The sequence below is a fragment of the Streptomyces sp. NPDC001443 genome, from assembly GCF_053597355.1.
The window spans coordinates 9208-30253 of sequence record NZ_JBSFIA010000001.1; the positions used below are offsets into that span (position 1 = coordinate 9208).

22 protein-coding genes and 1 pseudogene are annotated in these 21046 nt (G+C 69.8%); 17 read left to right on the forward strand and 6 right to left on the reverse strand.

The annotated features are described in order from the left end of the window. Positions 1 to 277 precede the first annotated feature (277 nt). Positions 278 to 1060, forward strand: a complete 783-nt coding sequence (locus ACWC24_RS00050; RefSeq protein ID WP_450660546.1) for an RDD family protein — start codon at positions 278 to 280, stop codon at positions 1058 to 1060. Positions 1061 to 1171: 111 nt separating this feature from the next. Here ACWC24_RS00050 and ACWC24_RS00055 read toward each other — a convergent pair whose 3' ends face one another. Then, a complete protein-coding gene (locus tag ACWC24_RS00055; RefSeq protein ID WP_450660547.1) occupies positions 1172 to 1486 on the reverse strand; it encodes a hypothetical protein in 315 nt (104 codons plus the stop codon). A 402-nt stretch (positions 1487 to 1888) separates the two neighbouring features. Here ACWC24_RS00055 and ACWC24_RS00060 point away from each other — a divergent pair, with 402 nt between their 5' ends. Together ACWC24_RS00060 and ACWC24_RS00065 are read left to right on the forward strand one after the other, a co-directional pair. Continuing rightward, positions 1889 to 4237, forward strand: coding sequence for an immune inhibitor A domain-containing protein (locus ACWC24_RS00060; protein WP_450660548.1), 2349 nt, complete (start codon positions 1889 to 1891; stop codon positions 4235 to 4237). A gap of 121 nt (positions 4238 to 4358) precedes the next feature. Beyond that, on the forward strand, positions 4359 to 4688 hold the full coding sequence (locus ACWC24_RS00065) for a hypothetical protein (RefSeq protein WP_450660549.1): 330 nt from the start codon (positions 4359 to 4361) through the stop codon (positions 4686 to 4688). Between the two features lie 6 nt (positions 4689 to 4694). Here ACWC24_RS00065 and ACWC24_RS00070 read toward each other — a convergent pair whose 3' ends face one another. Together ACWC24_RS00070 and ACWC24_RS00075 are read right to left on the reverse strand one after the other, a co-directional pair. Beyond that, complete coding sequence (locus ACWC24_RS00070; protein ID WP_450660550.1) at positions 4695 to 5279, reverse strand: isochorismatase family protein; 585 nt, start codon at positions 5277 to 5279, stop codon at positions 4695 to 4697. Positions 5280 to 5463: 184 nt separating this feature from the next. Continuing rightward, a complete protein-coding gene (locus ACWC24_RS00075) occupies positions 5464 to 6810 on the reverse strand; it encodes a nicotinate phosphoribosyltransferase (RefSeq protein ID WP_450660551.1) in 1347 nt (448 codons plus the stop codon). A 97-nt stretch (positions 6811 to 6907) separates the two neighbouring features. Between ACWC24_RS00075 and clpS the strand changes: the two genes are divergently transcribed. From clpS to ACWC24_RS00120, 9 genes are all read left to right on the forward strand, one after another. Beyond that, positions 6908 to 7225, forward strand: coding sequence for an ATP-dependent Clp protease adapter ClpS (gene clpS / locus ACWC24_RS00080; RefSeq protein ID WP_450660552.1), 318 nt, complete (start codon positions 6908 to 6910; stop codon positions 7223 to 7225). Between the two features lie 12 nt (positions 7226 to 7237). Beyond that, complete coding sequence (locus ACWC24_RS00085) at positions 7238 to 7843, forward strand: DUF2017 domain-containing protein (RefSeq protein ID WP_450660553.1); 606 nt, start codon at positions 7238 to 7240, stop codon at positions 7841 to 7843. A 382-nt stretch (positions 7844 to 8225) separates the two neighbouring features. Continuing rightward, on the forward strand, positions 8226 to 9650 hold the full coding sequence (locus tag ACWC24_RS00090) for an amino acid permease (protein WP_450660554.1): 1425 nt from the start codon (positions 8226 to 8228) through the stop codon (positions 9648 to 9650). A 132-nt stretch (positions 9651 to 9782) separates the two neighbouring features. Further along, positions 9783 to 10205: a Mov34/MPN/PAD-1 family protein gene (locus tag ACWC24_RS00095; protein ID WP_450660555.1), complete on the forward strand. Its 423-nt coding sequence runs from the start codon at positions 9783 to 9785 to the stop codon at positions 10203 to 10205. Between the two features lie 79 nt (positions 10206 to 10284). Beyond that, complete coding sequence (locus tag ACWC24_RS00100; protein WP_238427166.1) at positions 10285 to 10380, forward strand: winged helix-turn-helix domain-containing protein; 96 nt, start codon at positions 10285 to 10287, stop codon at positions 10378 to 10380. Between the two features lie 113 nt (positions 10381 to 10493). Beyond that, positions 10494 to 10772 carry a MoaD/ThiS family protein gene (locus ACWC24_RS00105; RefSeq protein WP_450660556.1) on the forward strand — a complete coding sequence of 93 codons (279 nt, stop codon included), beginning with the start codon at positions 10494 to 10496 and terminating at the stop codon, positions 10770 to 10772. 17 nt (positions 10773 to 10789) lie between these two features. Continuing rightward, on the forward strand, positions 10790 to 11740 hold the full coding sequence (locus tag ACWC24_RS00110; protein ID WP_450660557.1) for a PLP-dependent cysteine synthase family protein: 951 nt from the start codon (positions 10790 to 10792) through the stop codon (positions 11738 to 11740). Between the two features lie 321 nt (positions 11741 to 12061). Continuing rightward, on the forward strand, positions 12062 to 14143 hold the full coding sequence (locus ACWC24_RS00115) for a putative Ig domain-containing protein (RefSeq protein ID WP_450660558.1): 2082 nt from the start codon (positions 12062 to 12064) through the stop codon (positions 14141 to 14143). 124 nt (positions 14144 to 14267) lie between these two features. Continuing rightward, positions 14268 to 14798: a hypothetical protein gene (locus ACWC24_RS00120; RefSeq protein ID WP_450660559.1), complete on the forward strand. Its 531-nt coding sequence runs from the start codon at positions 14268 to 14270 to the stop codon at positions 14796 to 14798. Between the two features lie 87 nt (positions 14799 to 14885). On the opposite strand, the gene ACWC24_RS00125 is transcribed toward ACWC24_RS00120, so the two are convergent. Beyond that, a complete protein-coding gene (locus ACWC24_RS00125; RefSeq protein WP_450660560.1) occupies positions 14886 to 15341 on the reverse strand; it encodes a type II toxin-antitoxin system PemK/MazF family toxin in 456 nt (151 codons plus the stop codon). Between the two features lie 214 nt (positions 15342 to 15555). Here ACWC24_RS00125 and ACWC24_RS00130 point away from each other — a divergent pair, with 214 nt between their 5' ends. Beyond that, complete coding sequence (locus ACWC24_RS00130; protein WP_450660561.1) at positions 15556 to 16308, forward strand: MBL fold metallo-hydrolase; 753 nt, start codon at positions 15556 to 15558, stop codon at positions 16306 to 16308. 147 nt (positions 16309 to 16455) lie between these two features. On the opposite strand, the gene ACWC24_RS00135 is transcribed toward ACWC24_RS00130, so the two are convergent. Continuing rightward, on the reverse strand, positions 16456 to 17703 hold the full coding sequence (locus ACWC24_RS00135) for a PTS transporter subunit EIIC (RefSeq protein WP_450660562.1): 1248 nt from the start codon (positions 17701 to 17703) through the stop codon (positions 16456 to 16458). 281 nt (positions 17704 to 17984) lie between these two features. Further along, positions 17985 to 18595 (reverse strand): annotated as a pseudogene (locus ACWC24_RS00140) (PTS transporter subunit EIIC); the annotation flags it as partial. A gap of 177 nt (positions 18596 to 18772) precedes the next feature. Between ACWC24_RS00140 and ACWC24_RS00145 the strand changes: the two are divergent. The 4 genes from ACWC24_RS00145 to rdgB all read left to right on the forward strand — a co-directional run bounded on the left by ACWC24_RS00145 (position 18773) and on the right by rdgB (position 21012). Then, positions 18773 to 19006: a glucose PTS transporter subunit EIIB gene (locus ACWC24_RS00145; protein WP_152892847.1), complete on the forward strand. Its 234-nt coding sequence runs from the start codon at positions 18773 to 18775 to the stop codon at positions 19004 to 19006. 78 nt (positions 19007 to 19084) lie between these two features. Next, positions 19085 to 19822: a ribonuclease PH gene (gene rph, locus ACWC24_RS00150; protein ID WP_450660563.1), complete on the forward strand. Its 738-nt coding sequence runs from the start codon at positions 19085 to 19087 to the stop codon at positions 19820 to 19822. A 151-nt stretch (positions 19823 to 19973) separates the two neighbouring features. Continuing rightward, positions 19974 to 20375 (forward strand): hypothetical protein, encoded by a 402-nt coding sequence (locus ACWC24_RS00155; RefSeq protein WP_450660564.1) that lies wholly within the window; start codon positions 19974 to 19976, stop codon positions 20373 to 20375. A gap of 34 nt (positions 20376 to 20409) precedes the next feature. Continuing rightward, entirely contained in the window at positions 20410 to 21012 is a 603-nt protein-coding gene (gene rdgB / locus ACWC24_RS00160; RefSeq protein WP_450660565.1) for an RdgB/HAM1 family non-canonical purine NTP pyrophosphatase, read from the forward strand. Positions 21013 to 21046: the final 34 nt, after the last annotated feature.

Here is a 21046-nt window from a genome sequence, read left to right on the forward strand (position 1 = left end):
GCCTGACGGTGAGCGCCTGACGGTGAGCGCCTGACGGTGAGCGCCTGACGGTGAGCGCCTGACGGTGAGCGCCTGACGGTGAGCGCCTGACGGTGAGCGCCTGACGGTGAACGCCTGACGGTGAACGCCTGACGGTGAACGCCTGACGGCGAACGCCTGACGGCGAACGCCTGGGTGCGGCCGACCCGGCCGTGTGCGCAGGGGCGCGGCCCTGGTCCGTACTCCGGACGGCCGCTCGCCGGATGCGGAACCGGAGGGTTCGAGGTCGACTCGGGCCATGAGCAGCGAACCGCCCCCCGGCTCCGGACCGCAGCCACCGGACGACGACCCGTTCGGAAAGCAGCCCCCGCCCGGGCAGGGCGCGGGCTCGCCGTACGACGCGCCCCAGGGCGGTCCGCAGACCCCGCCTCCGGGCGGTCAGCCGCCTCCGGGCGGGGGATGGCACCAGGGCGGCGGCGGCCCGTACGACGGCCGTCAGCCGCCTCCTCCGGGCGGTGGCGGCCCGTACGGCGGCCAGCCCCCGCCCCACGGCGGCGGCCCCTACGGCGGTGACCCCTATGGCGGCGGAGGTCCCTACGGCGGCGGCCAGTACCCGGCCGACCCGCTGGCCGGCATGCCCCCGCTGGCGGACAGCGGCAGGCGCACCCTCGCCCGGATCATCGACATGGTCCTCGTCGGCATCGTGGTCTGGCTGGTCACCTGGCCCATCGGGGTCCAGGAGCTCGGGATGGACGCCGACAGGATCTCCTACGGCAGGTCCTTCGCGCAGTCGCTCATCGCGGCCGTGCTCTACATCGCCTACGACACCTTCCTGATCAGCAGGTCGGGCCAGACCCTCGGCAAGAAGTGGCTCGGCATGCGGGTGGCGGACCTCGACGACGGCGCGACGCCCTCCACGCAGACCTCGCTGGTGCGCGCGGCGGTGCTGTGGATCCCGTTCGCCTTCTGCTGTGCCTGCATCTGGACGGCCATCGCCGGTGGTTGGAGCTTCTTCGACCGGCCCTACAAGCAGGGCCTGCACGACAAGGCGGCCAAGACGGTGGTGGTCAGCACCGGTTGACCCAGGACGACGAGTCGGCGGGCCCGTGGGAACACGGGCCCGCCGACTGTGTCCGCAACCGACTGCGTCCGGAGACGGCGGCGTGCCGAACCGGCTGTGTGCCGGACGCGGTCAGGAAGCCGTCGGCACCCGCTCCTCGACGGCCTGGACGGCCTCGACGGCCTTGACGCCCTGGGAGACCTCGACGAGTTCGGGCGGTACCGGGACGCCGGCGGCCGTGCGCGCCTCGGCCGCAGCGGTGGCGGCGGCGCGTGACTTCGGCAGGGGGACCGTCATCGAGACGAGGAGCCCCAGCGCGAGCGCCGCGAGGGCGATGACCGCGATCCCCACACCCGAACTCGTCTGTGACAGCAGCAGCATGGCGAGCGTCGAGAAGATCACGGTGGACGAACCGTAGGCGAGCTGTGCGGCAGTCGGACGAGGCATGGCAATCGTGTCCTCGGATGAGAAAGGGGGGTCAGAGGGGGTGGCGGCCTGGCATTCCGCCGACTTCCTGGCCTTCCGCCAGTCGACTCTAATCGGCTGCATGCCCGAGCGGAACGAACGGTAAGCGTGACCTTACCGACAGCGCTGGTGCACAGGGGGCGCACGGAGTCATGGAGTCCGCCAAGTGGACGTCTGTGCGCGCCCGTTGTGTTACGGCCTCGTGTCCGCAATGCGAACTCATGCTTCGCATAGTGCAGTTGTCCTGCTCAAGTCAAGGTCTGTCTTTTCTCGTAAACCAGTAGTCAAATGACGTCACTTGACTACACGCGTTTAACCGTGCGCGGACCTTTCCTGAACAGGCCCCCCTTCCGCGCGTTCGGTTGCGTCAGGGGAGGACATCAAGTGAGCAGCAGACCCAGGACCTTCAGAGCGGCCGCCACGGTCGTCGCCCTAGCGGCGGCCTCGGTGACGTTCTCGACCTTCGCGGTGGCGCAGGCCGCGGAGAGCACGTCCGCGGGAAGCCCCGTGGTGGACCGGCACGATCCGCAGCCGGTCAAGAGCAAGGAGCACGACTTCGACGGGCCCCTGAGCAAGACTCAGGACGCCCAGCGCAAGGAGGCCCTCCAGCAGGTCATAGCCGGCAAGGCCACGGTCAAGGACCGCAACGGCTCGCAGGTCGTCCAGCTCAAGGGCAAGCAGGGCGGCAGCAAGTACGTCGAGCTCGGCCGCGAGAAGACCGACAAGATCTTCACGATCCTGGTGGAGTTCGGCGACCAGGTCGACAGCCGCTACGGCGGCACCGCGGGCCCGCTGCACAACCAGATCGGCGCGCCGGACCGCGCCCAGGACAACAGCACCGCCTGGCAGGCGGACTACAACCAGGCGCACTTCCAGGACCTGTACTTCGGCACCGGCAAGAACACCGAGTCGCTGAAGAAGTACTACGAGAAGCAGTCCTCGGGCCGCTACTCGGTCGACGGCGAGGTCACCGACTGGGTCAAGGTCCCCTACAACGAGGCCCGTTACGGCTCCAACGACGCCGCCACCGGCGCCTGGTACGCGGTGCAGGACGGCGTCAACGCCTGGGTCGCCCAGCGCGAGGCGGCCGGCGACACCGCCGCCCAGATCAGGACCGAGCTGGCCCAGTACGACCAGTGGGACCGCTACGACTACGACGGCGACGGCAACTTCAACGAGCCCGACGGCTACATCGACCACTTCCAGATCGTGCACGCCGGTGAGGACGAGTCCGCGGGCGGCGGCGCCCAGGGCGAGGACGCGATCTGGGCGCACCGCTGGTACGCCTTCGGCACCGACGCCGGTTCCACCGGCCCGGACACCAACAAGCTCGGCGGCACGCAGATCGGCGACACCGGCATCTGGGTCGGCGACTACACCATCCAGCCGGAGAACGGCGGCCTGGGCGTCTACGCCCACGAGTACGGCCACGACCTCGGTCTGCCCGACGAGTACGACACCGCGGGCGGCGAGAACTCCACCGGCTTCTGGACGCTGATGTCGTCCGGTTCCTGGCTCGGCACCGGCAAGGACGCCATCGGCGACCTGCCCGGCGACATGAACGCCTGGGACAAGCTCCAGCTCGGCTGGCTCGACTACGACCTGGCGAAGGCCGGCAAGCTGTCCGCGCACACGCTGGGCGTCGCGGAGTACAACACCAAGAACCCGCAGGCCCTCGTGGTCCAGTTGCCGAAGAAGACGGTCACCACGGACGTCGTCGCCCCGGCCCAGGGCGCCACGCAGTGGTGGAGCGGCAGCGGCAACGACCTGCACAACACCCTGACCCGCTCGGTCGATCTGACCGGCAAGGCGTCCGCGAGCCTCACCCTCGACGGCTGGTGGGACATCGAGCAGGACTACGACTACCTCTACACCGAGGTGTCCACCGACGGCGGCGCCAACTGGACGCCCGTCGACGGAACTCTGGCCGACGGCACCGCCATCCCGCGTGACGGCAGCGGCAAGCCCGCCCTCACCGGTTCGGTGGCCGCGTACCAGAAGCTGACGTTCCCCCTCGACGCCTACGCGGGCAAGAAGGTCGACCTGCGCTTCCGCTACCAGACCGACGGCGGTGCGGCGCTGAAGGGCTTCACGGCCGACGAGATCACCGTGACCGCCGACGGCGCCACGGTGTTCTCCGACAACGCCGAGGCCGCGGACACCGCTTGGACGGCGGCCGGCTTCACCCGGGTCGGCGCGTCCGTCACGGACGACTACGACCAGTACTACATCGCCGAGAACCGCCAGTACGTGTCGTACGACCAGCAGTTGAAGACCGGTCCGTACAACTTCGGCTTCTCGACGACCCGTCCGGACTGGGTGGAGCACTACGCGTACCAGAACGGTCTGCTGATCTGGAAGTGGGACACCTCCCAGGTCGACGACAACACCAGCGCGCACCCGGGCACGGGCCTGATCCTGCCGATCGACTCGCACCCGACGCCGCTGAAGTGGGCGGACGGCACGCTGATGCGCAACCGCATCCAGGCCTACGACTCCCCGTTCAGCTGGTACCCGACCGACGCCGTCACGCTGCACAAGGCCGACGTCGCCACCAAGATCAAGTCGCAGGCCGGGGTCCCGGTCTTCGACGACGGCAGGTCGACGTACTACGACGCGTCGAACCCGCGGGCCGGTGTCAAGATCACTGACACCAACACCCGGATCACGATCGTCCAGGAGCCGCTGAGCGGCTCGACGATCAAGCTCCTGGTCAGCCCCTCCGCCAAGTAAACGGCGTTTTAGCAGGTCACAGGCGTATCGGCGGCAACCCCTTGGCGGGTTGCCGCCGATCGTGTTTAGGTGCGTGCTGTGGATTTCTTATTGACACCGATACGCACGGGGGTGTGACCGCATGGCTGTGGGAGGTTTCTGCAAGTTGCCGGACGGCATGGTGGTGGTGGCGCTGAACCTGCCCAGCCCCGACGCCGACGGCTCGTGCGGTGTCCGGGTGCTCGTGCACGCCCGCAACCGGGCCCGGGCCCTGACCAGGCTGCGCAACCTCGGTCTGCGCGCCGTCTACCTGCGGGGCAACGCGGCCCCGCCGACCCCGGACGAGATCACCGCGGTCCTGCACCACCCCGACGGCCTGATATGGCGCACGGCGCCCGACGGCGAGGTCACCCCGCCGGAGCTGTGGCACCCCATCCGCGCCCTGCTCAGACGCCCGGCGGCGCCCGTCTGACGAGCCTCAGACGACCGGCTTGCCGGTCAGCTCCACCCCCGCGGCCCGCAGCTCCTCCAGTGCCCGGCCGGTGCTCTCCTCGGCCACCCCGGCGGTCAGGTCGAGGAGCACGTGGGTGCGGAAGCCCTGCCGTACCGCGTCCAGGGCGGTGGCCCGTACACAGTGGTCGGTGGCGATGCCCACCACGTCCACCTCCTCGATCTCCCGCGCCCTGAGCCAGTCGCCCAGCGTGACCCCGTTCTCGTCGGCGCCCTCGAAGCCGCTGTACGCCGCCGAGTACGCCCCCTTGTCGAACACGGCGTCGATCGCCCCGGAGGCGACCACGGGCGCGAAGTTCGGGTGGAAGCCCACCCCCTCCGTGCCGGCGACGCAGTGCGCGGGCCAGGAGCGGACGAAGTCGGGGTTGTCGGCGAAGTGGCCGCCGGGTGCGATGTGGTGGTCACGGGTGGCCACCACGTGCCGGTAGCCGGCGGGCGCCTGCCCGATCAGCTCGGTGATCGCGGCGGCGACGTCGGCACCCCCGGCCACCGCGAGGCTGCCTCCCTCGCAGAAGTCGTTCTGCACATCTACGACGATCAGGGCGCGGCGCATGGCGGATGTCCTTCGGCAGTGGGATCGCGGTGGGGGAGAGGACGGGAGGAGAGGACGGGGGAGGGGGTCGGGAAGAGGTCGGGGGACGGCGCGGGACAGGGACCCGGCCGCGAAGTTCCGAGCCTAGAGACTTCGCGGGCCGTACGGGAGAGGGTGGCCGGGGGGATGCGTGCGGGCACTCGCTCTAGTTACCCGACCGTCCGTGGACGTACTCCGTAGGAATGACGGGTTCTCCCCGGGAGAGCTGGGTGGCCGACAGCGGCAGACCGGCGACGGCCGTCCGGTGCCGGTCGCGTACGACGTCCAGGGGCTCGCGGGCGACGACCTCACCGCCCTTGACCAGCTCGACCAGCAGCCGCCGGTCGAGCAGCTCGGTCGGCACCGCTCCCGTGCCGACGACCTCGGCCTCGGCGACCCCGTACGCGTCCAGCCGCCGCGCGGCCCACTTGCGGCCCCCGACGGAGGTCTTGCCGCCGCCGGACTTCTTCGCCACCGGCAGCAGCGGCGCCTTCGGATCGGTGGAATTGGCCCGGGCGACCAGCTTGTACACCATCGAGCAGGTCGGGTGCCCGGACCCGGTCACCAGCTGCGTACCGACGCCGTACGCGTCCACCGGCGCCGCCGCCAGCGAGGCGATCGCGTACTCGTCCAGGTCGGAGGTCACGATGATCTTCGTGTCGGTGGCGCCCAGCTCGTCGAGCTGCTGGCGCACCCGGTGCGCGACCAGCAGCAGGTCGCCGGAGTCGATGCGCACCGCGCCCAGCTCGGGCCCGGCGATCTCGACCGCCGCACGGACCGCCTCGGCGACGTCGTAGGTGTCCACCAGCAGGGTCGTGCCCCGGCCCAGCGAGGCGACCTGCGCCCGGAACGCGTCCCGCTCCCGGTCGTGCAGCAGGGTGAAGGCGTGGGCGGAGGTGCCGACGGTCGGGATGTTGTAGCGGAAACCGGCCGCCAGGTCGGAGGTGGAGCTGAAACCGCCCACGTACGCGGCGCGCGCCGAGGCGACCGCGGCCAGCTCGTGGGTGCGCCGGGCGCCCATCTCGATCAGCGGCCGTCCGCCGGCGGCGGAGGACATCCGGGAGGCGGCGGCGGCGATCGCCGAGTCGTGGTTGAGGACGGACAGGATCACCGTCTCCAGCAGCACGCACTCCGCGAAGGAGCCCTCGACCCGCATGATCGGTGAGCCCGGGAAGTACACCTCGCCCTCGGGATAGCCCCACACGTCACCGGAGAACCGGTAGGAGGCGAGCCAGGCCAGGGTCGCCTCGTCGACGACCGAGCGTTCGCGCAGGAAGGCGAGGACGTCCGCGTCGAAGCGGAAGTTCTCGATCGCGTCCAGCACGCGCCCGGTGCCCGCGACGACGCCGTAGCGCCGTCCTTCCGGCAGCCGCCGGGTGAACACCTCGAACACGCTGCGCCGCTCGGCGGTGCCCGCCTCGAGCGCGGCCCGGAGCATGGTGAGTTCGTACTGGTCGGTGAAGAGCGCCGTAGAGGGAACGTCCACCGGCAACCCAAGGTCCGCTACGTCCATGACCCGGATCGTACTCCCATTTCGTCACTCTGACGATTTCAGTTTCGGGGGTGCCGCGGGCGGCCGGTTTGTGCGACCACCCCCCTCGGGTGGCAGCATGGTCACTGTGACGTCACCCGCACCCCTGGAGATCGAACGCACCGAATCGGCGGAGGAGGTCTTCGCCGTACCCGAGCCCGACGTCCCCTGGGTCACGATCGTCCACAACGACCCGGTCAACCTGATGAGCTATGTGACGTACGTCTTCCAGTCGTACTTCGGCTACACCAAGGACAAGGCCACCAAGCTCATGCTCGACGTCCACCACAAGGGCCGGGCGGTCGTCTCCAGCGGCAGTCGCGAGGAGATGGAACGCGACGTGCAGGCCATGCACGGCTACGGTCTGTGGGCCACCCTCCAGCAGGACCGGAAGTAGCGAATCGCCTCCATGCCAGGACACTTCGAACCGCTCCCCGGCGGCGGCGCGGCCGTCGCCCTCGACGACGTCGAGATCTCCATCATCCGCTCGCTGACCGTCCAGCTCCTGGAACTCATCGGTCCCGGCCCCACCGAGGACGCCTCGGCCGACCCGCTCGCCGAGCTGTTCGCCGAGGGCCCGAGCGAGCCGCCCGCCGACCCGGTCCTCAGACGGCTCTTCCCCGACGCCTACGGCGACCCGGAAGCGAACCCGGGACCGAAGGAGGCGGAGGAGCAGCGGGCGCACTCCGCGGAGTTCCGCCGGTACACCGAGAACGACCTGCGGGCCGGCAAGCGCGAGAACGCGCTGGCGGTGATCCGGACCCTGGACGCGCTCACCTCCGCCGCCGGAGACAGCGGCGCGGTGCTCAAGCTGTCGCCCGCCGAGTCCCGGCAGTGGCTGAGTGCCCTGAACGACCTGCGCCTGGCGATCGGTGCCCGGTTGGAGATCGCCGACGAGGAGGACGGCGACCTCCTCTACCGCCTCCCGGACGAGGACCCGCGCAAGCCGATGGTGATGGCCTATCTCTGGCTGGGCGGGCTCCAGGAGACGCTCGTGTCCACCCTCATGCCCTGACGGGCGCACTTCATGTCCGGACCGGCGCCCCCTGGTCCATCGAGGGGGTGTTCGCTCAGCGGACACTCAAATCCGAATAACGATCGCGTTACCGCAGCGGCCGAGTGTGTCCACTTTGTGCACCCTTTGGCCGCTTCTTCTTGTGCGATGCGCCACAAATCGCCTCGACGATCAAAAGTAGGGGCGTGATAAATCTTCACGACCGCCCGGCGAGGACCACCCATGCCCCCGCCGGGTGCGCCACCGAGCCGACGACCGTCGGCCAGGCACGGAGCGGACTCGGAGAGTCCCGAGCCCGCTCGCTCCATACATCCGGGGGGATCGCAACCCGATCCGGGGCCGACGAAAGGCCCGGTTCGGCATGGAGAAAGGCGCACCACACATGACCTCTGTGCAGGTCGACAAGGACAGCACCCCCGAAGAGGGGTACGAGCGCGGACTCGGCAGCCGTCAGGTCCAGATGATCGCGATCGGCGGAGCCGTCGGTGTCGGGCTCTTCCTCGGCGCCGGGGCGAACATCGCCAAGGCCGGCCCCAGTCTCATCTTCATGTACGCCCTCGCGGGCGTGGTCATCTTCTTCATCATGCGGGCGCTCGGCGAGCTGCTCCTCTACCGGCCCGTCTCCGGTTCCTTCGCGGAGTACTCCCGCGAGTTCCTCGGCCCGTTCTTCGGCTACTTCACCGGCTGGACCTACTGGCTGATGTGGGTCGTCACCGGCATGGCGGAACTCACCGCCGCCGCGATCTACGTCCACTTCTGGTTCCCGCACATCCCGCAATGGGTGACCGCGCTGGTGTTCCTGATCGTCCTTTTCGTGGCCAACCTGATCTCCGTCAAGCTCTTCGGCGAGATCGAGTTCTGGTTCTCGATGGTCAAGGTCACCGCCCTCGTCGGCATGATCGTCATCGGCCTCGGCGTCCTCACCTTCGGCTTCAGCGCCGCCGGTGACACCGCCTCCGTCGCCAACCTCTGGCAGTTCGACGGCTTCTTCCCCAAGGGCATCGGCTCCTCCCTGATGACCCTCCAGGGCGTCATGTTCGCCTACCTCGCCGTCGAGCTCGTCGGCGTCACCGCGGGCGAGTCCGAGAACCCCGAGAAGACCCTCCCCAAGGCGATCAACACCCTGCCCTGGCGCATCGCCCTCTTCTACGTCGGCGCCCTCACCGTCATCCTCTGCGTGGTGAAGTGGACCGAGTTCGCCCCCGGTGTCAGCCCCTTCGTCGAGGCGTTCGCGAAGATCGGCATCCCGGCGGGTGCGGGTATCGTCAACTTCGTGGTTCTGACCGCCGCCCTGTCCTCCTGCAACTCCGGCATGTACTCCACCGGCCGCATGCTGCGCACCCTCGCGGACAACGGCGAGGCCCCCAAGGTCTTCAACCGGCTCTCCGCCACCAAGACCCCCGCCATCGGCATCACCGTCTCCATGCTCTTCATGGGCATCGGCGTCGTCCTCAACTACGTCGTCCCGGAGAAGGCCTTCGGCTACGTCACCTCCGTCGCCACCGCGGCCGGCATCTGGACCTGGCTGATGATCCTGATCAGCCACGTCCTCTACCGCCGCGCCGTCGACGCCGGCCGCCTGCCCGCCTCCTCCTTCCCGGCGCCCGGCGGTGCCAAATTCAGCTGGGTCGCCATCGCGTTCCTGCTCTTCGTCACCGGCCTCATCGCCTTCGACTCCGACTCCCGCGTCTGCCTCTACGTGATGGCCGGCTGGGCCGCCGCCCTCGCGGTGGGCTGGTACGCGATCAAGGCCCGCAACCCCCAGGTCGCCGAGCGCCGCGCGCCCGAATTCGAGAACGTGGGCTGACCACCCGGAGGACGTCCGGCCGCAGGGAGCACTCGTGGCGTTCCCTGCGGCAGCCGCTCAGGGCGTCCGGCATACGGGCCCTGCCGTACCACTCTTCGGTACGGCAGGGCCCGTCTGTTTATCCTGACCGGCATGCTGACCATCACCCAGGCCCTGTACGACCGGATCGTCGACCACGCGCGCCAGGACCACCCCGACGAAGCCTGCGGCGTCGTCGCGGGCCCGGTGGGCGAAGGCCGCCCCGAGCGCTTCATCCCCATGCTGAACGCCGCCCGCTCGCCCACGTTCTACGAGTTCGACTCCCAGGACCTGCTCAAGCTCTACCGCGAGATGGACGACCGCGACGAGGAGCCGGTGATCATCTACCACTCCCACACCGCGACCGAGGCCTATCCCTCCCGCACCGACCTGACCTACGCCAACGAGCCCGGCGCCCACTACGTCCTCGTCTCCACCGCGGACACCGACGGCGCCGGCGACTTCCAGTTCCGCTCCTTCCGGATCGTCGAAGGCCAGGTGACGGAGGAGGAGGTCAAGGTCGTAGAGGCGTACTGATCTCAAGCCTCGGTCGAAAAGAGTCCGTCATGTGGGATGGCCCTCCGGAACCCGGGCCGGGAATCGATACGATGAGCCCATGGTTCTGTACGACGTGAGCGAGAAGACGCCGGGCGCACTGCTCGTGGCGCGGCTGCACGTCGACCTGTGCAGGCTCGCCAGCGCCATCTGTTGACGCCGACCCCTGCCGCCGTACGGCCCGTGAGCCGCGGCGCCCGATCCGCGCCACCACGCCCGGCACCGCCGCGCGCCCACCGAACCCGCCACTCCCGACAGGAGCCCTCAGCCATGGCCATCGAGGTCCGCATCCCCACCATCCTCCGCACCTACACCGACGGCGCGAAGGCGGTCGACGCCAACGGGGAGACCCTCGCCGAGCTGTTCGCCGACCTCGACACCCGCCATGCGGGCATCCAGGCCCGCATCGTGGACGGCGGCGAACTGCGCCGCTTCGTCAACGTCTACCTCAACGACGAGGACGTCCGCTTCCTCGACGGCATCAACACCAAGCTGGCCGACGGCGACAACGTCACGATCCTGCCGGCCGTCGCCGGCGGCATGGCCTGATCGGTCCCTGAGCACCCATGCGCTACGACTCCCCGCTGGCCGCGGTGGGCAACACCCCTCTGGTGCGCCTGCCGCGGCTGTCGCCGTCCTCCGACGTCCGCATCTGGGCCAAGCTGGAGGACCGCAACCCCACCGGCTCCGTCAAGGACCGCCCCGCCCTGCACATGATCGAGCAGGCCGAGAAGGACGGCCGGCTCACCCCCGGCTGCACGATCCTCGAACCCACCTCGGGCAACACCGGCATCTCCCTGGCCATGGCTGCCAAGCTCAAGGGCTACCGCATGGTCTGCGTCATGCCCGAGAACACCTCCCAGGAGCGCCGGGACCTGCTCGGCATGTGGGGCGCCGAGATCATCCCCTCCCCGGCCGCGGGCGGCTCCAACACCGCCGTGCGCGTCGCCAAGGAACTCGCCGCCGAGCACCCCGACTGGGTGATGCTCTACCAGTACGGCAACCCCGACAACGCCGGCGCCCACTACGCCACCACCGGCCCCGAGATCCTCGCCGACCTGCCCTCCGTCACCCACTTCGTGGCCGGCCTCGGCACCACGGGCACCCTCATGGGCGTGGGCCGGTTCCTGCGCGAGCACAAGCCGGACGTCAAGATCGTCGCCGCCGAGCCGCGCTACGACGACCTCGTCTACGGCCTGCGCAACCTCGACGAGGGCTTCGTCCCCGAGCTCTACGACGCCTCCGTGCTGACCACCCGCTTCTCCGTCGGCTCCGCCGACGCCGTCACCCGCACCCGTGAGCTCCTCCAGCAGGAGGGCATCTTCGCGGGCGTCTCCACCGGCGCCGCCCTGCACGCCGCAATCGGCGTGGGCGCCAAGGCGGTCAAGGCCGGCGAGAGCGCCGACATCGTCTTCGTCGTGGCCGACGGCGGCTGGAAGTACCTCTCCACCGGCGTCTACACGGCCGCCACCACCGAGCAGGCCATCGAGACCCTCCACGGCCAGCTCTGGGCATAGTCCTTCTCATCGATGCGCCAACCCCCTCTCATGAGGGGGCTAAGGCGCGTTATGAGGCGGCAAAGATCTTCCCAGGAGCCTGCCCGGCCCCTCCCCGGGCGGGCTACGGTCTGCCCGCGCCTTGTCATGTCTGGATCATTCAGATGAGGTGAGGCGCCGAAGGTGTTCCAAGCGTTCGAAGTGTCAGCGTTCGTCAGTGTTCGAAGTGTCATGTCGATGTCGTAAGTGTCATGCTCATGACCGCGGTTTGAGCCGCCGCTACGCGCGTCACAAGCCTGCCACCCACGTCGAGATCCCCACATCCGATGGAGGCAGTACCCCATGCGTGAGTCACGCCCGAGCAAGCGGCGACCGAGCCTGCGAAGACTTCTGACCGCAGCCGTCCCGGCCCTCGCCCTCACCGTCGCAGGCCTCATGGCGGCCCCCGCGGCCGGAGCCCAGACCGCCGCCGCGACCCCCGCCGCGACCGCCACCTCCCGCACCACCCAGAACGCCCAGGCCCTCACCGCCCCCGAGCGGCAGACCGTCCACGCCACCGGCAGGGCCGGCCAGCAGGTGCCGACCGAGCACCTCTGCGCCACCGCCGAGCCCGGCCACGCGTCCTGCTTCGCCCAGCGGCGCACCGACATCAAGCAGCAGCTCTCCGCGGCCCTCGCCGCCGCCGCGCCCTCCGGCCTGAGCCCGGCCAACCTGCACAGCGCCTACAACCTGCCCTCGACCGGCGGCTCCGGACTGACCGTCGCCGTCGTCGACGCCTACAACGACCCCAACGCCGAGTCGGACCTGGCCACTTACCGCTCGACGTACGGCCTGTCCGCCTGCACCAAGGCCAACGGCTGCTTCAAGCAGGTCAGTCAGACCGGCTCCACCACCTCGCTGCCGACCAACGACACCGGCTGGGCCGGTGAAGAGGCCCTCGACATCGACATGGTCAGCGCGGTCTGCCCCAACTGCAACATCATCCTGGTCGAGGCCACCTCCGCGACCGACGCCAACCTCGGCACCGCCGAGAACGAAGCCGTCGCCCTCGGCGCCAAGTTCGTCTCCAACAGCTGGGGCGGCTCCGAGTCCTCCTCCCAGACCAGCGAGGACACCTCCTACTTCAAGCACCCGGGCGTCGCCATCACCGTCTCCTCGGGCGACGAGGCCTATGGCGCCGAATACCCGGCGACCTCCCAGTACGTGACCGCCGTCGGCGGCACCGCGCTGTCCACCTCCTCCAGCACCCGCGGCTGGACCGAGTCCGTCTGGAAGACGTCCAGCACCGAGGGCACCGGCTCCGGCTGCTCCGCCTACGACGCCAAGCCGACCTGGCAGACCGACACCGGCTGCACCAAGCGCATGGAGTCCGACGTCTCCGCGGTCGCCGACCCGGCCACCGGCGTGGCGGTCTACGACACCTACGGCGGCTCCGGCTGGGCGGTCTACGGCGGCACCAGCGCCTCCGCGCCGATCATCGCCGGCGTCTACGCGCTCGCCGGCACCCCGGGCTCGAGCGACTACCCGGCGAAGTACCCCTACTCCCACACCTCCAACCTGTACGACGTCACCAGCGGCAACAACGGCTCCTGCACCACCTCGTACTTCTGCACCGCGGGCACCGGCTACGACGGCCCGACCGGCTGGGGCACCCCCAACGGCACCGCCGCCTTCGCCTCCGGCACCAGCACCGGCAACACGGTGACCGTCACCAACCCGGGCAGCCAGTCGACCGTCACCGGCGGCTCGGTCAGCCTCCAGATATCCGCCGGCGACAGCGCCGGCGCGACCCTCACCTACAGCGCGACCGGCCTGCCCACCGGCCTGTCCATCGGCAGCTCGACCGGCCTGATCTCCGGCACGGCGTCCACCGCGGGCACCTACAGCACCACCGTCACCGCGAAGGACTCCACCGGAGCCTCCGGATCGGCCTCCTTCACCTGGACCGTCAGCACCTCCGGCGGCGGCACCTGCACCTCCGCCCAACTGCTCGGCAACCCGGGCTTCGAGTCCGGCAACACCACCTGGACCGCGAGCAGCGGAGTCATCACCAACGACACCGGCGAGGCGGCCCACGCCGGTTCGTACAAGGCCTGGATGAACGGCTACGGCTCCACCCACACCGACACCCTGTCCCAGTCGGTGACCGTCCCCTCCGGCTGCAAGGCGAGCTTCACCTTCTACCTGCACGTCGACACCGCCGAGACCAGCACCAGCTCGCAGTACGACAAGCTGACGGTCACCGCCGGTTCGACCACCCTGGCGACGTACTCCAACCTCAACGCCGCCACCGGCTACACCCAGAAGACCTTCGACCTGTCCTCGTACGCGGGCTCGACGGTCACGATCAAGTTCAGCGGTGTGGAGGACTCCTCCCTCCAGACCAGCTTCGTCGTGGACGACACCGCCGTCACGACCAGCTGACCCCGTACCGCCGAGCGGGGGCCCCGGCCGTGCGACACGGCCGGGGCCCTTCGGGGATCCGGACGCGCGGGTGGAACGTCACATCTGCACCAGGCACCGGTTCCGGCGGAAAGGCGGTCCCCCCATGCGCCGTACGACGCTCCACCGCACGACGGTCACCACGGTCGCCGCGGCGACGCTCCTCCTCGCGGGCTGCGGCGCGCAGCACGGGGACACGGGCGGCGACGGCTCCCCGTCCCCGACCTCCACCGCGCGTACTCCTTCGAGCACATTTCCGAGCACGCCGTCGAGCGCGTCGGCGTCCGGGACACCTTCCGGGACCTCCGAGTCACCGGCCTGCACGTCCCACGTGGAACTCACCGCCGCCGACAACGGCCGCGCCGTCTGTCTGACGACGGGCGGCCAGCTCCGCATCACCCTGGACGGGACCAGAGAGCGGCCCTGGAGCCCGGTCACGGCGAGCGGCGGCACGCTGAAGGCCGCGAACCCGGGCATCGTCCTCCTGCCGGGCGACGCCGTCGCCGCCTACGACGCGGTGGTCACCGGAGACGCGAAGCTCGGTTCCTCCCGGCCGGTGTGCCCCCAGCACGGCAGCCCCGGCCAGGTGTCCTGCAAGAGCGTCGAGGAATGGACCGTCACCGTGACGGTGCGCTGAACCGGCGGTGCGCCGAACCGGCGGTGCGCTGAACCGGCGGTGCGCTGAACCGGCGGTGCGCCGAACCCGCGGGGCCGCGCGCGTTCCTCAGCCGGCCAGGTGTCGCACCTGGTCCCACAGGACCGGGTCCACCACGCCCACCCGTCGCCGGAAGTCCATCAGCGGCACCTGCCGCAACTCGTCCGTCTCCAGGAAACTCGTCCGCCCCTGAGCGTCCCCGACCGCGCCCGGCGGCAGCGGGATCACCCCGGCCCGCTCGTCGTGATACCTGCTGGTGATCTTCGCGACCGTCGCCCGCCGCCCGTGCACCGACAGCACCAGACACGGCCGGTCCTTGCCCCCGGGCCGGTCCTCGTACGGCACGCTCGCCCACCAGATCTCCGCCGGCCGCGGCCGTCCCGCACCGCTCCTGCGCCCCGGCCGCCCCGGTGGACGGCTGCGGCGCCCGGCCGGTCTGCCGCTCCGCCCCCAGCCGTCGACCAGCACGGCGACCAGCGCGAGCAGTATCACCGCCGCCAGCGCCAGCCACCATGACGTGTCCATACGACGACGTTACCGGCGCGCAATCCTCGCCGCGCGCCTTGCCCCCACGCCCCCGGGCTCCGCTTCCAGCCGATCCGGTGACACCACGGGTGAGTTCGCCCACAACGGCCCCAGGCGGAGGAGCGACCGACGGTTTTGCGCCTTACGCTCAACGGACCGCACGACCCCCGTCACCCCTTTTCCCAGCATTCCCGCCAGCGGAGGTTTCTGCTTTATGAAGCTCACCGTCGTCGGCTGTTCGGGGTCGTTCCCGTCCGCGGAATCGGCCTGCTCGAGCTACCTCGTCGAGGCCGACGGCTTCCGGTTGCTTCTCGACATGGGCAACGGTGCCCTCGGAGAGTTGCAGCGCCACTGCGGTCTCTACGACCTCGACGCGATCTTCCTGAGTCATCTGCACGCCGACCACTGCATCGACATGTGCGCCTATTTCGTCGCGCGCTACTACCGCCACGACGGCGGCCGGTGCGCCCCGATCCCGGTCTACGGGCCCGAGGGCGCCGAGCACCGCCTCACCACGGCCTACGGCGACACCCCCACCGCCTCGTCGATGAGCGAGGTCTTCGACTTCCACACGGTCAAGCCGTCCACGTTCGAGATCGGCCCGTTCACCGTGCACACCGAGCGCGTGGCCCACCCGGTGGAGGCGTACGCCATCCGCATCGAGCACGGCGGCCGTTCGCTGACGTACTCCGGCGACACGGGAGTCACCGACGTGCTGACGGAACTCGCCCGGGACACCGACCTGTTCCTGTGCGAGGCCGCCTTCACCCACGGCCGGGAGGACATCCCCGACGTGCACCTCAACGGCCGCGAGGCGGGCGAGACGGCGGCCCGCGCGGGCGCCCGCCGCCTGGTGCTGACCCATGTGCCGCCGTGGACGGACCCCGCGATCAACCTGGCGCACGCGCGAGCGGTGTACGACGGACCGCTGGAACTGGCGGCGCCGCGGACGTCGTACGACGTCTAGGACCCGGGACCTGCCGAGTCGCACGAGGGTTCCACGCCCCGCGACCCGCACCTCCCACGGCGTACGAACTGCCGGGCAGGTCCCCCGACATGACGAAGGCCCCCGGAGCCACAGCGCTCCGAGGGCCTTCTGCTGTTCAGCGGGGACTCACGCCTTCGTGAGGTCCTCGATCTCCTCCTCGGGCTCGCGGCCCGGGGTGGGGAGGTTGAACTTGGTGATCGCGAAGCGGAAGACGCCGTAGTAGATCGCCGCGAAGACCAGACCGATCGGGATGATCATCCAGGGCTTGGTGGCGAGGTTCCAGTTCAGCGCGTAGTCGATGAAGCCGGCCGAGAACGTGAAGCCCGCGTGGACACCGAGCGCCCAGGTGATCGCCATGGACAGGGCGGTCAGCACCGCGTGGATCGCGTACAGCAGCGGGGCGATGAACATGAACGAGAACTCGATCGGCTCGGTCACGCCCGTCACGAAGGAGGTCAGCGCCAGCGAGATCATCATGCCCATCACGGCCTTGCGGCGCTCGGGGCGGGCGGAGTGCGCGATGGCGATCGCGGCGGCCGGCAGACCGAACATCATGATGGGGAAGAAGCCCGACATGAACTGACCGGCGGTCGGGTCACCGGCGAAGAACCGGTTGAGGTCACCGTGGACCACCGTGCCCGCCGAGTTGGTGAAGTCACCGATCTGGAACCAGGAGACGGCGTTCACGAACTGGTGCATGCCGACCGGGATGAGCGCGCGGTTGATGAGACCGAACAGACCCGCGCCGACCGTGCCGAGACCGGTGATCCACTCGCCGAAGTTCGCGATGCCGTGACCGATCGGCTCCCAGACCAGGCCGAAGAAGACACCCATGGCCGTGCCGACGAAGGCCATGATGATCGGCACCAGGCGGCGGCCGTTGAAGAAGCCGAGCCAGTCCACCAGCTTCTTGCGGTGGTAGCGCTGCCACAGCACGGCCGACAGCAGACCCATGATGATGCCGCCGAGGACACCGGGGTTGTTGTACGTCGCGGCTATGTCCGCGCCCGCCTGGATCTTCGCCTCGGTGACGGGGAACGCCTTGAGGACGTTGCTGTAGACCAGGAAGCCGACCAGGGCGGCGAGTGCGGTGGAGCCGTCCGCCTTCTTGGCGAAGCCGATCGCGACACCGATGCAGAACAGCAGCGGCAGGTTGTCGAAGATCGCGCCGCCCGCGGTGGCGAACACCTCGGTGACCTTCGCGGGCAGGTGCAGCTTCTCCGCGATGTCCGGCACCCCGAGTCGCAGCAGGATGCCCGCCGCCGGAAGGACGGCGATCGGCAGCTGCAAGCTGCGACCGACCTTCTGCAAGCCTTGGAACAGGCCGGATCCCCGCTTCTTTGCGGGGGCCGCCGTTGCGGTGGCGGTGCTCATAGCGTTCCTCCATCAAGGGGATGGTCTACACCACTCAGTGGTGTAGACCAGTTATAGCCGATTGGGGACCATCTAAGGAACCCGTGAATCCAGCTATCGGGCCACTACCCGTGGTGCTCGTCGGGCAGGTCGATCCAGTTCATACCGGACAAAAGTAAGGCCCCCGGACCGCCGGTCCGGGGGCTTTGTGACAAAAGCGACGCTCTACGCCTTTGTGATGTCTTCCACTTCATCTGCCCATTCCCTCCCGGGTGTCCTCAAATCGAACCTCTTGATGGCGAAAACGACGTCAGTGCCACCGACGGCATCAGCCCCCGACCTCCTTGCGCCGGTCCGGCCGCACGCAGTGCGTGATCGCCGGCGCCGCCCCGGCGGCGGCGCGAACGTCATGATCGGGAAGAAGGCCGAGGTGAACTGCCCCGCGGTCGGGTCACCCGTCAGGGACGTGTTGATGTCACCGTGCACCACCGTGCCGTCCGGCTTGGTGAAGCTGTCGAACTGGAACCGGATGGGCACGTTCGGGAACTGGTGCAGACCGATCACCGGCAACGCGCGGTTCGCCACCCCGAAGATGCCGGCGCCGTAAGAGCCCGGACCGTCCAGTCGGTTGGAGAAATCCTCCAGGGCGTCCCGCCACCGGCGGCCACACCCACAGACGCGGCGCCGCGAACGCGATCGCGACGAACGGCATGACGATCGGCACCAGTCGGCGGCCGTTGAAGAAGCCCAGCCCGTCGTCCCCGAACACGTCCGGCTGTCCCGGCCGGGTGAGGATGCCCGCGGCCGGGAGCGCCGCGATCGGCAACTGGAGGCTGCGTCCCATCTTCTGCAAACCCTGGAACAGGCCGTTCCAGCGCTGACGGGCGGGGCTGATCGTGACGTCTGCGCTCATCGGGCTCCTCGCGGAGGGGGCCTGGTTTGGCGGGCGTCCGCCTGGTGGTGTAGACCAGTTCGCGGACGGTTCCGTCGTCGTGAACACCAGCATTCGGCACCCACGACACGACCGCTCGCAAAGTTGGGCCAACTGTGGGTTACTGCGACAAAGCGGTTCGTAACAGGGAGAAGGAACATGGCCACCAAGGCTGAGAAGATCGTTGCCGGGCTCGGCGGCATCGAGAACATCGAAGAGGTCGAAGGCTGCATCACCCGGCTCCGCACCGAGGTCGCAGACGCCAGCCTCGTCGACGACGCCGCCCTCAAGGCCGCCGGAGCCCACGGCGTCGTCAAGATGGGCACCGCCATCCAGGTCGTCATCGGCACCGACGCCGACCCCATCGCCGCGGAGATCGAAGACATGATGTGAGGCATCCGCCTCCCCCGGACGGGGCCCCTTCCCGGTAAGGGAGGGGGCCCCTCCCGTTGTACGGCTAGGCTCGGCGCCATGTCTCGAATCGACGGCCGCACCCCCGAACAGCTCCGCCCCGTCACCATCGAACGCGGCTGGAGCAAGCACGCAGAAGGCTCCGTCCTCGTCTCCTTCGGTGACACCAAGGTCTTCTGCACCGCCTCCGTCACCGAAGGCGTGCCCCGCTGGCGCAAGGGCAGCGGCGAAGGCTGGGTCACCGCCGAATACTCCATGCTCCCCCGCGCCACCAACACCCGCGGCGACCGCGAGTCCGTCCGCGGCAAGATCGGCGGCCGCACCCACGAGATCAGCCGCCTCATCGGCCGCTCCCTGCGCGCGGTCATCGACTACAAGGCCCTCGGCGAGAACACCGTCGTCCTCGACTGCGACGTCCTCCAGGCCGACGGCGGCACCCGCACCGCCGCCATCACCGGCGCCTACGTCGCCCTCGCCGACGCCATCACCTGGGCCCAGGGCCGCAAGCTCGTCAAGGCCGGCCGCCAGCCCCTCACCGGCACCGTCTCCGCCGTCTCCGTCGGCATCGTCGCCGGAGTGCCCCTGCTCGACCTCTGCTACGAGGAAGACGTCCGCGCCGAGACCGACATGAACGTCGTCTGCACCGGCGACGGCCGCTTCGTCGAGGTCCAGGGCACCGCCGAGGCCCAGCCCTTCGACCGCGCCGAACTCGACTCCCTCCTCGACCTCGCCGTCGCCGGCTGCATCGACCTCGCCGCCGCACAGCGCACGGCACTCGAAGCCGTCCTCGAAAAGTAAAAGACACCCCAAGCGGAACGGCCCGGCCGGGCAACCGGCCCCTCACCCGCCGCGTCTACGAGTATGGGCGCACGGCACACCACCGTGCGCCCCCAGCGGCACCACAACGGGAACGGGGCCCGCGGGCCCGACAACGGGGAGGGAACCACCCATGGGCGCGAACAGACGCCGAGGCCACCGCACCACCATCGCCACCGCCCTCGCGGCCGTCGCGCTCACCACCGGCCTCACCACCGGCTGCGACGCCGTCGGCACCGCCCTCGACTGCGTCCAGACCGCCGACACCATCGCCGACAGCGTCACCGACCTCCAGCAGGCCGTCGAGAACACCGCCGACGACCCCACCCGCACCAGCCGGTCCATCGCCTCCATCGAGAACAACCTCGACCGGATCGGCGACCGGACCGACAACGCCGACGTCAACAAGGCGGTCGACGACCTCCGCAAGGCCGTCGCCAACGTCCGCACCGCCGTCGACAACGGCGACGACACCCCCGACCTCAGCCCCGTCACCGACGCGGCCGGCGAACTCACCAAGGTCTGCACACCGTAGGGACCGCCGGCCGGGGCCCGGGATACTGGTCGGCATGACCCGCCTGATCCTCGCCACCCGCAACGCCGGAAAGATCACCGAACTGAGGTCGATCCTCGCCGACGCAGGACTGCCCCACGACCTCGTCGGCGCGGACGCCTACCCCGACGTCCCCGACGTCAAGGAAACCGGCGTCACCTTCGCCGAGAACGCCCTCCTCAAGGCCCACGCCCTCGCCCAGGCCACCGGCCACCCCGCCGTCGCCGACGACTCCGGCCTGTGCGTCGACGTCCTGGGCGGCGCACCCGGCATCTTCTCCGCCCGCTGGGCCGGCCGCCACGGCGACGACCAGGCCAACCTGGACCTGCTCCTCGCCCAGCTCTCCGACATCGCCGAGGAACACCGCGGCGCCCACTTCGCCTGCGCGGCCGCCCTCGCCCTGCCCGACGGCACGGAGCGCGTGGTCGAGGGCCGGCTGCGGGGCGTCCTGCGGCACGCCCCGGCCGGCACGAACGGCTTCGGCTACGACCCGATCCTCCAGCCGGACGGCGAGACCCGAACCTGCGCGGAACTGACCCCGTCCGAGAAGAACGCGATCAGCCACCGCGGCAAGGCGTTCCGGGGGCTGGTACCGGTGGTGCGGGAGCTGTTGGGCTGAGCATATAAAAAAGGCCCGACGCCTTGGTATTCAA

What these genes read in the sequence shown, in the direction of transcription:
- clpS (WP_450660552.1), top strand. Translation starts at nt 6,908, where the DNA reads ATGGTCACTGTGACGTCACCCGCACCCCTGGAGATCGAACGCACCGAA.
- ACWC24_RS00085 (WP_450660553.1), top strand. Translation starts at nt 7,238, where the DNA reads ATGCCAGGACACTTCGAACCGCTCCCCGGCGGCGGCGCGGCCGTCGCC.
- ACWC24_RS00070 (WP_450660550.1), bottom strand. Translation starts at nt 5,279, where the DNA reads ATGCGCCGCGCCCTGATCGTCGTAGATGTGCAGAACGACTTCTGCGAG.
- ACWC24_RS00125 (WP_450660560.1), bottom strand. Translation starts at nt 15,341, where the DNA reads ATGGACACGTCATGGTGGCTGGCGCTGGCGGCGGTGATACTGCTCGCG.
- ACWC24_RS00095 (WP_450660555.1), top strand. Translation starts at nt 9,783, where the DNA reads ATGCTGACCATCACCCAGGCCCTGTACGACCGGATCGTCGACCACGCG.
- ACWC24_RS00115 (WP_450660558.1), top strand. Translation starts at nt 12,062, where the DNA reads ATGCGTGAGTCACGCCCGAGCAAGCGGCGACCGAGCCTGCGAAGACTT.
- rdgB (WP_450660565.1), top strand. Translation starts at nt 20,410, where the DNA reads ATGACCCGCCTGATCCTCGCCACCCGCAACGCCGGAAAGATCACCGAA.
- ACWC24_RS00105 (WP_450660556.1), top strand. Translation starts at nt 10,494, where the DNA reads ATGGCCATCGAGGTCCGCATCCCCACCATCCTCCGCACCTACACCGAC.
- ACWC24_RS00100 (WP_238427166.1), top strand. Translation starts at nt 10,285, where the DNA reads ATGGTTCTGTACGACGTGAGCGAGAAGACGCCGGGCGCACTGCTCGTG.
- rph (WP_450660563.1), top strand. Translation starts at nt 19,085, where the DNA reads ATGTCTCGAATCGACGGCCGCACCCCCGAACAGCTCCGCCCCGTCACC.
- ACWC24_RS00090 (WP_450660554.1), top strand. Translation starts at nt 8,226, where the DNA reads ATGACCTCTGTGCAGGTCGACAAGGACAGCACCCCCGAAGAGGGGTAC.
- ACWC24_RS00065 (WP_450660549.1), top strand. Translation starts at nt 4,359, where the DNA reads ATGGCTGTGGGAGGTTTCTGCAAGTTGCCGGACGGCATGGTGGTGGTG.
- ACWC24_RS00135 (WP_450660562.1), bottom strand. Translation starts at nt 17,703, where the DNA reads ATGAGCACCGCCACCGCAACGGCGGCCCCCGCAAAGAAGCGGGGATCC.
- ACWC24_RS00130 (WP_450660561.1), top strand. Translation starts at nt 15,556, where the DNA reads ATGAAGCTCACCGTCGTCGGCTGTTCGGGGTCGTTCCCGTCCGCGGAA.
- ACWC24_RS00145 (WP_152892847.1), top strand. Translation starts at nt 18,773, where the DNA reads ATGGCCACCAAGGCTGAGAAGATCGTTGCCGGGCTCGGCGGCATCGAG.
- ACWC24_RS00110 (WP_450660557.1), top strand. Translation starts at nt 10,790, where the DNA reads ATGCGCTACGACTCCCCGCTGGCCGCGGTGGGCAACACCCCTCTGGTG.
- ACWC24_RS00055 (WP_450660547.1), bottom strand. Translation starts at nt 1,486, where the DNA reads ATGCCTCGTCCGACTGCCGCACAGCTCGCCTACGGTTCGTCCACCGTG.
- ACWC24_RS00075 (WP_450660551.1), bottom strand. Translation starts at nt 6,810, where the DNA reads ATGGACGTAGCGGACCTTGGGTTGCCGGTGGACGTTCCCTCTACGGCG.
- ACWC24_RS00155 (WP_450660564.1), top strand. Translation starts at nt 19,974, where the DNA reads ATGGGCGCGAACAGACGCCGAGGCCACCGCACCACCATCGCCACCGCC.
- ACWC24_RS00120 (WP_450660559.1), top strand. Translation starts at nt 14,268, where the DNA reads ATGCGCCGTACGACGCTCCACCGCACGACGGTCACCACGGTCGCCGCG.
- ACWC24_RS00050 (WP_450660546.1), top strand. Translation starts at nt 278, where the DNA reads ATGAGCAGCGAACCGCCCCCCGGCTCCGGACCGCAGCCACCGGACGAC.